The 11906-nt window shown below is 71.5% G+C and carries 11 protein-coding genes and 1 tRNA gene; 5 read left to right on the top strand and 7 right to left on the bottom strand.

What is annotated here, in order from left to right:
• Positions 1–81 precede the first annotated feature (81 nt).
• Together ACFYZQ_RS11245 and ACFYZQ_RS11250 are read right to left on the bottom strand one after the other, a co-directional pair.
• Entirely contained in the window at positions 82–1569 is a 1488-nt protein-coding gene (locus ACFYZQ_RS11245; protein WP_389144633.1) for an aminopeptidase P family protein, read from the bottom strand.
• A 104-nt stretch (positions 1570–1673) separates the two neighbouring features.
• Positions 1674–3119 (bottom strand): PP2C family protein-serine/threonine phosphatase, encoded by a 1446-nt coding sequence (locus ACFYZQ_RS11250; RefSeq protein ID WP_389144636.1) that lies wholly within the window; start codon positions 3117–3119, stop codon positions 1674–1676.
• A 609-nt stretch (positions 3120–3728) separates the two neighbouring features.
• Between ACFYZQ_RS11250 and ACFYZQ_RS11255 the strand changes: the two genes are divergently transcribed.
• Both ACFYZQ_RS11255 and ACFYZQ_RS11260 read left to right on the top strand, forming a co-directional pair.
• Positions 3729–4394: a bifunctional DNA primase/polymerase gene (locus tag ACFYZQ_RS11255; protein ID WP_389144639.1), complete on the top strand. Its 666-nt coding sequence runs from the start codon at positions 3729–3731 to the stop codon at positions 4392–4394.
• A 56-nt stretch (positions 4395–4450) separates the two neighbouring features.
• Positions 4451–5011, top strand: coding sequence for a hypothetical protein (locus ACFYZQ_RS11260; protein WP_389144642.1), 561 nt, complete (start codon positions 4451–4453; stop codon positions 5009–5011).
• Positions 5012–5255: 244 nt separating this feature from the next.
• Here the strand turns inward: ACFYZQ_RS11260 and ACFYZQ_RS11265 are convergent, their stop codons facing one another.
• From ACFYZQ_RS11265 to ACFYZQ_RS11275, 3 genes are all read right to left on the bottom strand, one after another.
• A complete protein-coding gene (locus ACFYZQ_RS11265; protein ID WP_389144644.1) occupies positions 5256–6221 on the bottom strand; it encodes a DUF5926 family protein in 966 nt (321 codons plus the stop codon).
• A gap of 124 nt (positions 6222–6345) precedes the next feature.
• The gene (locus ACFYZQ_RS11270) at positions 6346–6987 is read right to left on the bottom strand and encodes an ATP-binding protein (protein WP_389144647.1); all 642 of its coding nucleotides are present in this window, start codon (positions 6985–6987) and stop codon (positions 6346–6348) included.
• Between the two features lie 110 nt (positions 6988–7097).
• Positions 7098–7931: a glycerophosphodiester phosphodiesterase gene (locus ACFYZQ_RS11275; RefSeq protein ID WP_389144649.1), complete on the bottom strand. Its 834-nt coding sequence runs from the start codon at positions 7929–7931 to the stop codon at positions 7098–7100.
• A 270-nt stretch (positions 7932–8201) separates the two neighbouring features.
• Between ACFYZQ_RS11275 and ACFYZQ_RS11280 the strand changes: the two genes are divergently transcribed.
• Both ACFYZQ_RS11280 and ACFYZQ_RS11285 read left to right on the top strand, forming a co-directional pair.
• Positions 8202–9695 (top strand): S1C family serine protease, encoded by a 1494-nt coding sequence (locus tag ACFYZQ_RS11280; protein ID WP_389144652.1) that lies wholly within the window; start codon positions 8202–8204, stop codon positions 9693–9695.
• 63 nt (positions 9696–9758) lie between these two features.
• Positions 9759–9845: transfer RNA gene (locus ACFYZQ_RS11285), tRNA-Ser, on the top strand.
• A 60-nt stretch (positions 9846–9905) separates the two neighbouring features.
• Here the strand turns inward: ACFYZQ_RS11285 and ACFYZQ_RS11290 are convergent.
• On the bottom strand, positions 9906–10337 hold the full coding sequence (locus ACFYZQ_RS11290; protein WP_389144655.1) for a hypothetical protein: 432 nt from the start codon (positions 10335–10337) through the stop codon (positions 9906–9908).
• A 44-nt stretch (positions 10338–10381) separates the two neighbouring features.
• A complete protein-coding gene (locus tag ACFYZQ_RS11295; RefSeq protein WP_389144657.1) occupies positions 10382–11248 on the bottom strand; it encodes a bifunctional DNA primase/polymerase in 867 nt (288 codons plus the stop codon).
• A 277-nt stretch (positions 11249–11525) separates the two neighbouring features.
• Here ACFYZQ_RS11295 and ACFYZQ_RS11300 point away from each other — a divergent pair, with 277 nt between their 5' ends.
• Positions 11526–11696 carry a hypothetical protein gene (locus ACFYZQ_RS11300; protein WP_389144660.1) on the top strand — a complete coding sequence of 57 codons (171 nt, stop codon included), beginning with the start codon at positions 11526–11528 and terminating at the stop codon, positions 11694–11696.
• Positions 11697–11906 lie beyond the last annotated feature (210 nt).

The raw sequence follows: 11906 nt of genomic DNA on the forward strand, positions 1-11906 counted from the left end.
ACGGCCGGGCACCGCTCCCGGTGCCCGGCCGTCGGCCTCGTGTCAGCGCTTCAGCTCAGCGCTCCAGCTCAGCCCCTCGACTCAGCCCTTCAGCGACGCCATCCACGCCTCGACCTCGTCGGAGCGGCGCGGCAGGGCCGCCGACAGGTTCCGGTTGCCGTCCTCGGTGACGAGGATGTCGTCCTCGATCCGGACACCGATGCCCCGGTACTCCTCCGGCACGGTCAGGTCGTCGGCCTGGAAGTACAGGCCGGGCTCGACGGTGAGCACCATGCCGGGCTCCAGCGTGCCGTCCACGTACGTCTCCACGCGGGCGGCGGCGCAGTCGTGGACGTCCATGCCGAGCATGTGACCGGTGCCGTGCAGCGTCCAGCGGCGCTGCAGGCCGAGCTCCAGGACGCGCTCCACGGGGCCCTCGGCCAGGCCCCACTCGACGAGCCGCTCGGCGAGCACCCGCTGTGCGGCGTCGTGGAAGTCGCGGAACTTCCCGCCCGGCTTGACGGCCGCGATGCCGGCCTCCTGGGCGTCGTACACGGCGTCGTAGATCTTCTTCTGGATCTCGCTGTAGCGGCCGCTCACCGGCAGCGTGCGCGTGACGTCGGCGGTGTAGAGCGTGTGCGTCTCCACACCGGCGTCCAGCAGCAGCAGGTCCCCGGAGCGGACCGGGCCGTCGTTGCGCACCCAGTGCAGCGTGCAGGCGTGCGGGCCGGCGGCGGCGATGGTGCCGTAGCCGATGTCGTTGCCCTCCACGCGCGCGCGGAGGAAGAACGTGCCCTCGATGTAGCGCTCGCTCGTCGCCTCGGCCTTGTCGAGGACCTTCACCACGTCCTCGAAGCCGCGCACGGTGGAGTCGACGGCCTTCTGCAGCTCGCCGATCTCGAACTCGTCCTTGACCAGCCGCGCCTCGGAGAGGAAGACGCGCAGCTCCTCGTCGCGCTCGGCGGTGACCTTGTCGGTGAGGGCCGCCTCGATGGCCGCGTCGTGGCCGCGGACCACGCGGACCGGGCCGGTGGCCTCCTTGAGCTTCTCGGGCAGCTCGCGCACATCGGCGGCCGGGATGCCGTACAGGGCCTCGGACTCGGCGAGCGAGTGGCGGCGGCCGACCCACAGTTCGCCGTGGCCGGACAGCCAGAACTCACCGTTCTCCCGGTCGGAGCGCGGCAGGAGGTAGATGGTCTCCTTGTGACCGTCCGTCGTGGGCTCCAGCACCAGGACGCCGTCCTCGGTCTGGTTGCCGGTGAGGTACGTGTACTCGACCGACGACCGGAAGGCGTACTCCGTGTCGTTCGAGCGGGTCTTCAGATTGCCCGCCGGGATCACCAGGCGCTCGCCCGGGAAGCGGGCGGACAGCGCGGCACGGCGGCGCGCGGTGTGCTCGGCCTGCTCGATCGGCTTCAGATCGCGCAGCTCCGTGTCGGCCCAGCCGGACTTCATGTTCTCGGCGAGCTCGTCGGACACGCCCGGATACAGGCCGTTCTTGCGTTGCTTGATCGGCTCTTCCGTCTCCTCCGGGTCCGCTGCGGTAGCAGCAATGGACTCGGCCGGGGTGAGCTCGTCGGCCACGGTCATCCTCCTCGACACTGCACTGGATGCCGTCCATCGTACGGTCGTACCGAACAGGGCCACAGGGGCGAACGCTCATGACCGGGTGAGAGGGCCTTCTGACTGACCGGTCAGTCGAACCGGGCCGCCAGCAGCACCACGTCGTCCTCACTGTCCGCGGTGTCCAGCCCGTCCGGCAGGACCGTGCGCAGCACGTGGTCGGCGAGGGCGCCGGGGTCGTGGCGCAGTGCCCGGGGCGCGCTCGCCGCCGCAGAGTGCAGCCGGGCGAAGGCGCGGTCCATGGGGTCGCCCGTGCGGTGCAGCAGACCGTCCGTGTAGAGCAGGACGGTGTCCCCGGCCTCCGCCTGGATCTCCGCGCTCGGCGCCTCCCAGCAGGCCAGCATCCCCAGCGGCGCGGACACGGAGGTCTCCGCGAACTCGGTGCGCCGCTCGCCGATCAGCAGGGGCGGGCTGTGTCCGGCGCCGGCCAGGGTGACCCTGCGCAGCGCGGGCTCGCAGTAGGCGAACAGGGCCGTGGCCGAGCGGGCCGGCTCGGTCAGGCGCAGCAGCAGCTCGAGGTCGGACAGGACGGCGACCGGGTCCTCGCCCTCCATCACCGCGTACGCCCGCAAGCTGGCCCGCAGCCGTCCCATGGCGGCGACCGCGCTGGGCCCGGAGCCGGTCACCGAGCCGACCGCGAGACCGAGCGCGGCGTCGGGCAGCGGCAGCGCGTCGTACCAGTCGCCGCCGCCGCGCGGGCCGGTGCGGTGCCGGGCGGCGAGCTGCACACCTGCCACCCGCGGCAGCCGGGAGGGGAGCAGTTCCTCGGCGATCGTCGCCATGCACGCGCGCGTGCGCTCCAGTTCCAGCAGCCGGGCCAGGTGCTCGGTGGCGTGGCGGACGTACAGGCCGGCCAGGTGGCGGCGGCGCTCCTCAGGTTCGGCGGGCTCGTCGTAGAGCCACACGGCGGCGCCGAGACGGCCGGCGGTGCGGGTGATGAGGGGGAGGGCGTAGCTGGCGGCGTAGCCGAGGCGGGCGGCCACCTCGCGGTGCCGGGGATGGAGGCCGTCCTCGGCGAACAGGTCGGGGCGGACGCTCTCACCCCGGCCGCCGGGCAGTCCGGCGGCGGTGTCGAGGAGTTCGCCGTGGGGCTGGGCGACGCGCGGCACCGTCTCGAGGTGGCCGAGGTCGGCCCGGCCCAGTCCCAGGCCGATGGTCCTGCGGGGACCCAGGCCGTCGCCGGGTTCCAGGACGAGGAGACCGCGCCGGGCGCCGACCAGGGCGGCGCCGGCGCGCAGCAGTTCGGTCAGCGCCGCGTCGAGGGTGTCCCTGCGGGCCAGGCGTTCGGTGAGTTCGTGCAGGGTGGTGAGGTCCGAGACCCAGCCGGCCAGCCGGTCCTGGAGGAGGGCGCCGGGTCCGAGGGCGCTCGGCGGGGGCGGGCAGTTCGCGGCGGGGGCGGCGGTGACCGGTGGGGCCTCCGGGGCCTCTGGGACGGTCGGTGCTGGTGCGGCAGTGTGGGCGGGCGTGGGAAGCGTTGAATCGATTCCGGCCACTTTCGGGGGGTGGGGGGCGTTCATGGTGTCCGGCTTTCAGACCGGTGCGTATTGCTCAAAAGCATCGCGAACCCCCATGTCTTTCTGCGCTGCCAGCAGTGGCTCCACATGTACACGCACTCGTGAGGGGATGTCCAGCATTGTCCTGCCTGGATTCCTGGTGTCCCAGGGCTTCTTGTGGGTACCTGCTCAACATCTTGCATAACGACAAAGTTGGCTTAAAACTGCCTCAGGTAAAGGTTCATTGCGGTCGACTGGGCTCGCTCCACGGAGCGTCACAGCGGTCGTGATGGGTACGTACTCGGAGAAGGCCAGGGGTGGTTGGAGACCCGCCCGGAACCTGGCGACGGACCCGGGCGTCTTAACCACCGACGACCGTGCCCCATCCTCCCGTGGCGGAGGCGAAGAGAAATACGTGCGACGGCAAAACGCCAGTCTTCGCCACCCCCGCGCAGCGGCCGTGCTCTTCTGATGGACGCAGTATGGACGCGGACGCGGCCAACGCTCGACACCCTGGGGTTCCCCTTGTCGCGGCAGGGGTGTGATGCGCCAACAGGTACGCACAGTGAAGTGATCGACACATGATGTGATCCACGGTGTTGCCAGCGGTGCAACGGAAAGGAACGAGCGCTCATGCGCGAGATCCTCGGAAGGCGACGCAGGCTCCTGTCCGGGCGGGACGACGGGAGGCCCGAGCTGATCAGCGCGGCCCTGACCTTCGCGACGGAATGGCAGTGGCCCGTACTCCCGGGCGTGGCCCCGGATCCGCAGGGACGGCCCCGCTGTACCTGCTCCGACCCCGAGTGCACTGTGCCCGGCGCGCATCCCTTCGACCCGGGACTGCTCGCGGCCACCACCGACGAGCGCATGGTGCGCTGGTGGTGGACCAACCGGCCGGGCGCCCCCATCCTCCTCGCGACCGGCGGCAAGGCGCCCTGCGCGGTCAGCCTGCCGGCCACCGCCGCGGCCCGTGCCCTCGACGTCCTCGACCGCGCCGGCATGCGGCTGGGCCCGGTGATCGCCTCGCCCACCCGCTGGTCGCTGCTGGTCAAGCCTTATTCCATGGAGCAGTTGGGCGAGCTGCTGTACGCCAAGGACTTCGTCCCCGGCTCGCTCCGCTTCCACGGCGAGGGCGGTTACCTCGCCCTGCCCCCTTCCGAGACCGGCCAGGGCGACATCCACTGGGAGCGCGCCCCGTTGCCAGGCTCGGCCTCGCCGTGGGTGCCCGACGTGGAGGCCGTGGTGGACGCCGTGGTCGACGCCCTCACTCGTACGGGTGTGAGCGCACCCGAGTTGTAGGGGGTGTCGGGCGCGCACGGGCCCTGTGGCGTGCCTTTGGTCCTATCTTCCTGTTCATGAACGTTCGTCTGCTCGCCCTCGCGGGCGTCGTGGTGTGCGCGGTCGCGCTGCCGCTGACCGTGGCGTCCGCGGGGCAGGTGGGCGACGCGAGGCGCTCGGCCGTACGTACGCCCGAGCGCGGCGAGGGTACGGTTCCGCGCGCCGACGCCAAGGACCACTCCGCCGTGCCCGCCCCTTCCCGCTCTCCCCTGCTGCTCGGCCTGGGACTGGCCACCGCCGCCCGCTGCGGTCCCGAACTCACCTCGCCCGACGGAGTCGAGGCCCAGACCTGCGTCCTGACACAGGGACCGGAGACCTGGGCGCGCACCTATTACCGCAATGCCACCGGTCGGGCACTCGACGCCGTCCTGAGCTTCATGGGGCCCGGCGGGCGCACGGTGCAGATGCGCTGCGCCGTGGGCGCCGACGACGAGCCCGGCATGTGCGAGACACCCAGGGAGCGCAGCCGCGGCGGACCGGACGCCTACACGGCGGTCACGGAGTTCGCCACACGGGACGGCGACGGGCCCCTGCTGCTCCGCTCCGGGAGCAACTCCGAGGTATCCACGGGCAGTTGACGGACGGAAGCGTTCCGTACACCGGGGGCGGACATGGAAAGACCCGGTTGCTGGCGACGGGGGATGCACCAGCAACCGGGCTACTGGAACGGTAACAAGAGATCGCCGGTTCGCAAATTCGATCTCGGCTATTCGGACACGGATTTGCCTGTCACATCGGGGAGTTGTGACAGGAGTCACCTGTCCGGACGACCTGACCGCGGCTGTCCGACCGATCAGCCGCGGCCCGTGCGTCGCCTGTACGTCAGCTGAGTGTGACCTGCCGGTTGGTGAGTCCGCCGCGCGCCCGGCGCTCGTCCACGGTGAGCGGCGCGTCCGAGGCCAGGGCGGCGGCGAGGCGCTCGGCGAACTCCGCGGCCGGCTTCTCCACATCCTCCGCGGTGACCCCGCTCGGCAGGTCCCAGACCGGCACGGTGAGCCCGTGAGCACGGAAGGAACCGACCAGCCGGGTGCCCTCGCCGAGGCTCGAGCGGCCCGCCGCGTGCAGCCGGGCGAGAGCGTCCAGAAGCTGCTCCTCCGGGTGCGGCATGACCCAGCGAAGGTGGTTCTTCTCCGGCGTCTCGCACCAGTACGCGGCGTCCACACCGGTCAGCTTCACCGTGGGGATGGCGGCGGCGTTGGCCCGCTCGAGCGAGGCGGTCACCTCGGGCGTGGCGTTCTCCGAGTCCGGCACCCAGAACTCGAACCCGCTGTGCACCACTGGCTCGAACGCGCCTTCGGGATCGATCAGGTCCTGCAGCCGCGGCCCGTCGGCCGGGGCACGCCGGCCCTGCACCGGCGTTCCCGGCTCGGCGGTGAGCGCGCGCTGGAGGGTGTCGGCGAGGTCCCGGCTGATGTCACCGGACGGCGTGTCGTTCTGCAGTCCGAGCAGGACCGAGCCGTCGTCGCGGCGCAGAGCCGGCCAGGCCATCGGCAGCACCGTGGCGAGCGTGACGGACGGGACGTCCTCGGGCAGGCCGTCCTTCAGCGTCAGCCCGACCGTGGCGGCGGGCACCAGCTCGCGCAGCGCCACCCAGTCGCACTCACCCGGCAGTCCCTCGAAGGGCCGCTGCACCAGCTCGGTCGCGGCGTGCGACGCGGCCCGGCCGTGGCAGGCCTTGTAGCGGCGGCCGCTGCCGCACGGGCAGGGCTCGCGGGCGCCGACGACCGGGATCTGTCCGTCCGTGAGCTGCGGCCGCTTGGCCTTCGTCTGGGGTCGCTTCTTGGCCATCGTGCGTGTCTCCCGGTTACGGCTCGTCTCGTACTGCCGCGAGCCTAGCCGCTGCCGCTGCCGCCGACGGGAACCTGTGGACGACGCGAACACGAAGTCAACGGGCGGGACGACCGCGGGCGGTTCAGTCCAGGTCGGTGAAGGCGTCCCTGAAGTCCAGTTCGCCGGCGAGCGCCGAGACAGGAGGGGCCGTCACGCGTGAGGCGAAGTCGTCGCGGCGATGTCCGCGAGCCTGGGCGTGCACGTCGTCGTGGACCACCACCCAGACGGTGACCTCGCCCCGGGCGTCGTCGCGTACGCCCCAGTCGTCGGCCAGCGCGGTGATGATGTTCAGCCCGCGGCCGCCGTGCGCGGTCACCGACGGGGTCGACGGAGCCGGGCGGGTCGGACCCCCGCCGTCCGTGACCTCCACGATCAGCCGGCCGCGTGGATCCAGCTGCCACGCCGCCCGTACGTCACCGTCACCGACGGCGGCGTCACCGAGTGGACGACCGTGCTTGCAGGCGTTGCTCAAAAGTTCGGAAAGAATCAGCACGGCGTCGTCGATGACCGATTCCGACACCCCACCGCTGCGCAGCTGAGCACGCATCCGGTGCCTGGCCTTGCCCACGCCCGCAGGGCCATGGGGTACGGCCATGCTCGACGACGTGGGCACCTCGTGTGCCACCACCAACGCCACCCCCGAGACCTCCTTCGCCCCACGCCACGGTGTGGATGCCCCATTGGCCTGTACCGGAAACCGGCCAATCCTCTTCCGCTGACGCATTCGTCACGATCGAATACGGATCGAACGCGCCGGAGCACTCCCTGTAAGGGTGTGGCTGGATTTGTTCGGTGTGGCCGAGAAGGGAGGATGCTTCACAGCTGCGACATTGGTCAAGACCTTCGACCGAGCCGGTGCAGCACCGCGAGCGGGCGGTTGGTGATGATGGCGTCGACGCCCAGCTCGGCACAGAGGTCGACGTCCTCGGGTTCGTTCACCGTCCACACGTGCACCTGGTGTCCGGCTGCCTTCAGCCGCTCGATGTACGCCGGGTGGTTGCGCACGATCCGGATCGAGGGGCCCGCGATCCGGACGCCCGCGGGCAGCCGCCCGTCGCGCAGCCGCGGCGAGACGAACTGCATCAGGTACACCGTCGGCAGCGTCGGCGAGGCCGCCCGCACCCGGTGCAGCGAACGCGCCGAGAAGCTCATGATCCGCACCGGTGACGCGGCCGCCGACACCGGGGCGTCCAGACCGAACCGCTTCAGGAGCAGCAGCAGCCGCTCCTCGACCTGTCCCGCCCAGCGGGTGGGGTGCTTGGTCTCGATGGCCAGCTCCACCCGCCGCCCGGCGTCCGCGACCAGTTCCAGCAGCCGCTCCAGAGTCAGTACGGAGGTCTCCTCGCGGTCCTCGGGACGGTGCTCCCAGTCGGGTTCCTCGTCGCGGCCGCGCCAGCTGTCACGGGTCTTGTGCGAGCCGAAGTCCAGGGCGGCCAGATCGGCGAGCTCCAGGGCCGACACCGCCCCGCGGCCGTTGGACGTACGGTTGACGCGCCGGTCGTGGACGCACACCAGGTGGCCGTCCGCGGTCAGCCGGACGTCGCATTCGAGGGCGTCCGCGCCGTCCTCGATCGCCTTCCGGTAGGCGGCGAGGGTGTGCTCGGGCGCGTCCTCGGAGGCCCCCCGGTGGGCGACGACCTGGATGTGGTGCTGTCGTGCGTGGGTCACCGCGTCATGGTGCCACCGCCAAGGGGTACGCACGTATCTGAGAACCCCCTGAGATGTTCCGGGGATGCGGCCGTTCTGCTCCTAATGTCGGATATAAGGAATAGCCGTGGACCCACAGTCACCGCTTATGGTGCTCTGACGGCCCGTGGGAAAAGCTGAGACGTACGGAAAGCACATGCACAGCTGCCAGCGCGCCGGGTCGACGACGAGCGTGAACGAGCGTGACCGAGTGCGACCGAGAAAAACAGCCGTGGATCGAGGAGAGAAGCTGTGAGCACCGAGAACGAGGGCACCGCGGTACCCCCTGCCCCGTCCGCACCTCCAGTGCCGACGGCGGCTCCCGGTGCTTCCCAGCCGACCGCCGCGCCCGACGGGGGCGCGCCGACGACTCCGCTGCCGCCCATGCCCCAGGGAGCCGCCGGCACACCGGAGCAGAGCCCCGCGCAGCCGCCCCACGGCGCCGCGCAGGGACCGTACGCCTCCGGCCCGGCGCCCGCCGGCTCCTGGCCGCCCCCGCCCCCCGCGACGCCCTCGTACGCCGACGGCGGCGCGGGCGCGGGCTACGGCGGTGCCGGCTACGGCGGGGAAGGCGGAGGCTCCGGCTGGGGCTCCTCGTACCAGCAGCCCGCCCCGAAGTCCGGCCGCGGGCGTGGCGGCCTGGTCGCCGCGGTCCTGGTGGCCGCGCTGGTCGCGGGCGGCCTGGGCGGCGGCCTCGGCTACACCCTGGCCAAGAACAACGACGACAGCGGTTCCACCACCGTCTCCGCCTCCAGCAGCGCCTCCCAGGTCAAGCGTGCCCCCGGCACGGTCGCGAACGTCGCCGCGAGGGCGCTGCCCAGCACGGTCACCATCGAGGCGGAGAGCACCAGCGGCGAGGGCGGCACGGGCACCGGGTTCGTCTTCGACAAGCAGGGCCACATCGTCACCAACAACCACGTGGTGGCGGACGCGGTGGACGGCGGCAAGCTCACCGCCACCTTCCCGGACGGCAAGAAGTACGACGCGGAGGTCGTGGGCCACGCCCAGGGCTACGACGTGGCGGTCATCAAGCTCAAGAACGCCCCCTCCGGCCTGAACCCCCTGGCCCTCGGCGACTCCGACAAGGTGGCCGTCGGCGACGAGACGATCGCGATCGGCGCACCCTTCGGCCTGTCCAACACGGTCACGACGGGCATCATCAGCGCCAAGAACCGTCCGGTCGCCTCCAGCGACGGCAGCTCCACCAGCAAGGCGTCCTACATGAACGCCCTGCAGACGGACGCCTCCATCAACCCCGGCAACTCCGGCGGCCCCCTCCTGGACGCCTCCGGCGCGGTGATCGGCATCAACTCCGCGATCCAGTCCAGCGGCAGCGGCGGCGGCCTGGGCGGCTCCGGCCAGTCCGGCTCGATCGGCCTCGGCTTCGCCATCCCGATCAACCAGGCCAAGTACGTCGCCCAGCAGCTGATCAAGAACGGCAAGCCGGTGTACGCCAAGATCGGCGCTTCCGTCTCCCTGGAGGACAGCTCGGGTGGCGCGAAGATCACCGATCAGGGCACCGGCGGCGCCGCCGCGGTCGAGTCGGGCGGCCCCGCGGACAAGGCCGGCCTCAAGCCGGGCGACGTCATCACCAAGCTCGACGACACCGTGATCGACTCCGGCCCGACCCTGATCGGCGAGATCTGGACCCACAAGCCCGGCGACAAGGTCACGATCACCTACAAGCGCGACGGCAAGGAGCACACGGCCGATCTGACCCTCGGCTCCCGCGTGGGCGACAACTGACACCCACGCTCACGTGCCCACCGGTTACTCTTGTCCCCGCGCCGCCGATCTCGCGCGGCGCGGGGAGGCGTGCCCGAGCGGCCGAAGGGAACGGTCTTGAAAACCGTCGTGGCAGCGATGTCACCGTGGGTTCAAATCCCACCGCCTCCGCGCGATGAGCAGTGAGAACGGCCCCCGACCCGGTTGTCCGGTCGGGGGTCGTCCTTGTGGTCAGAGCTCCTCGTCCCGGGCCAGTTCGGCCCAGGGGAGGTCGCGCAGGCCACGGTCCGCATCGTGCCCCGTCGGGACCTGCGGGGTCGCCTGGAACCAGACGACGGTGAGGACGGAGCGGTACAGCACCGGATCGTGGTCCGGGTCGAGGGCTGTGGAGCGGAATGCGCCGACGCAGGCCACGGGCGGGAGTATCTCGACGGGGCCGAAGGGGCCTGTCTGCCCGTCGGGGCGTTCACGGGGTGGCGGGACGAGGTGGACCGGGGTGGCGCGGTACCCGGATTCCGTCGACCGCAGCAGGCCGCTGATCTTCATCTCGTTGACGCGCTCGCACGGATAGCCCTCCAGGAAGCCGCCGTACGTCGCCGACATCCGCAGGTCCATGAGGTCGATCGAGCGGCCGGCGGTGAGGGCGACGCGGGTGAGGGTCATGGGCCACACCCTAGGAACGCGGGGTGCGAGGGCGCCCGTGGTTTTCATGGGCGGTGGCCGGTCATCCGGGCCGCCGAGGCGATGGTCGCGCGGGCCTCGCGTTCGGACAGGCCGGTGTGGAGGGCCGCGTCGACCAGTGGGGCGACGAGGGCGGGGCCGATGCCGTTCTCGTAGGCGCGGCAGGCGGCCCAGAAGAGGCGGGTGTTGCGCTGGCCCTCGTGGGCGGCGAGGACGAACTGGACCAGGCCCTGGCCGTGGTGCCCGGTGGACGGCGCGGTGGGGTGCGGGGTGCGCGGCGGCGGGAGGAGCAGGCGGAGCAGGGCGGGCGGGCAGGCGGCGGGGGTGAGGTGGGCGGTGCCGGGGGCGGTGGAGTAGTGGCCGTGGTCGGTGCGGGAGCCGGGGCCGACGAGGTAGCCGCCGGCGCCGCGGATGTCGATGCCGGGGGCCAGGCGCCCGGCGGAGTTGGGGACGACGACGTCGGGCGGGCCGGTCAGCCAGAGGTGGCGGCCGCCACTGGGGGTGAGGACGACGACCGTCTCGGGGATCGTGAACAGGTGGCGCAGCGCCAGTTCGCGCAGGGCAGCCGAGGAGTCCGTGCCCGACTTGGTGTCGAGGTCGACGCCGATCAGGTGGTGCGGGGGCAGGCCGCAGGCGATGCCGTAGCCGGTGGCCCAGGGGGTGGCGGCGAACAGTTCGCGGATGCGTGCTGGGTCGGTGGAGGCGTCGTACACGCCGTGGCCGGGGCGGCCGCACTCGCCGTGACAGGCGGGGGCGGCGGGGTCGTCGCGGTGGGGGGAGCGCAGGGCCGGGAGTTTCGTCCGGGACAGGGGGATGACGGCCAGGCCGCGTTCGGCGGCTGACAGCGCGTGCGCGAGGGCCAGCGTCGTGGCCTGCCGGTCGGTGGTGGCCATGCGTCTATGTTCGTACTCATGTTCGAAAAAAGGAAGGGGGTGGGTGGGGCCCGGCCGGCCGGGTCGCTGTGTGGAGGGGGTGGTCAGAAAGCCGCCGGAACGAGGTTTATCGGCCTGTCGTCACGCTTGCGTGCGAATAGCGGCTTCCGGGGTAATTAGTGGGGATTCCGTGGGCAACTCTGGATTCGAGCATCGCGCACCGAAGTTCAAGCACTCGTTCTGCACGCACTCGTTCTGCACGCACTCGTTCTGCACGCACTCGTTCTGGAGGAGTCGCATGGCGATCATCCGTACCGCCCGTGTTCAACTCGTCCGCCACGCAACGGAAGGCGGTCGGCTCCGGCGTCCGGCGCCGGAGCGGCACCGCCCGGGACAGGGGCTCCGCTTCCGCTGCCCGCCGGAGGGGGGCAAGGAGAACGCCGCCGCCCGCTTCGCCCGGCTGGAGTGAGTCCGGACTGTCGACGCGGGGCTGAAGTCCCCAGTGGTGGACGCTCGATGGATCACTGACACATCTGCGCGGCGGTACCTCGGTGCCGTCGCGCAGGCGTCTGTCCTCGTCCGGACGGCCATCGGGGCGATCATTCTGACGACCTTGACACCCGACCTCATCTGACGGACAGTCAGAAACCATCGTCACGAGGCTCGTCCGAGGTCGGGA

The organism is Streptomyces sp. NPDC001843 (genome assembly GCF_042891955.1).
GTDB lineage: Bacteria > Actinomycetota > Actinomycetes > Streptomycetales > Streptomycetaceae > Streptomyces.

What these genes read in the sequence shown, in the direction of transcription:
- ACFYZQ_RS11255 (WP_389144639.1), top strand. Translation starts at nt 3,729, where the DNA reads ATGCGCGAGATCCTCGGAAGGCGACGCAGGCTCCTGTCCGGGCGGGAC.
- ACFYZQ_RS11290 (WP_389144655.1), bottom strand. Translation starts at nt 10,337, where the DNA reads ATGACCCTCACCCGCGTCGCCCTCACCGCCGGCCGCTCGATCGACCTC.
- ACFYZQ_RS11270 (WP_389144647.1), bottom strand. Translation starts at nt 6,987, where the DNA reads ATGCGTCAGCGGAAGAGGATTGGCCGGTTTCCGGTACAGGCCAATGGG.
- ACFYZQ_RS11300 (WP_389144660.1), top strand. Translation starts at nt 11,526, where the DNA reads ATGGCGATCATCCGTACCGCCCGTGTTCAACTCGTCCGCCACGCAACG.
- ACFYZQ_RS11245 (WP_389144633.1), bottom strand. Translation starts at nt 1,569, where the DNA reads ATGACCGTGGCCGACGAGCTCACCCCGGCCGAGTCCATTGCTGCTACC.
- ACFYZQ_RS11250 (WP_389144636.1), bottom strand. Translation starts at nt 3,119, where the DNA reads ATGAACGCCCCCCACCCCCCGAAAGTGGCCGGAATCGATTCAACGCTT.
- ACFYZQ_RS11260 (WP_389144642.1), top strand. Translation starts at nt 4,451, where the DNA reads ATGAACGTTCGTCTGCTCGCCCTCGCGGGCGTCGTGGTGTGCGCGGTC.
- ACFYZQ_RS11295 (WP_389144657.1), bottom strand. Translation starts at nt 11,248, where the DNA reads ATGGCCACCACCGACCGGCAGGCCACGACGCTGGCCCTCGCGCACGCG.
- ACFYZQ_RS11265 (WP_389144644.1), bottom strand. Translation starts at nt 6,221, where the DNA reads ATGGCCAAGAAGCGACCCCAGACGAAGGCCAAGCGGCCGCAGCTCACG.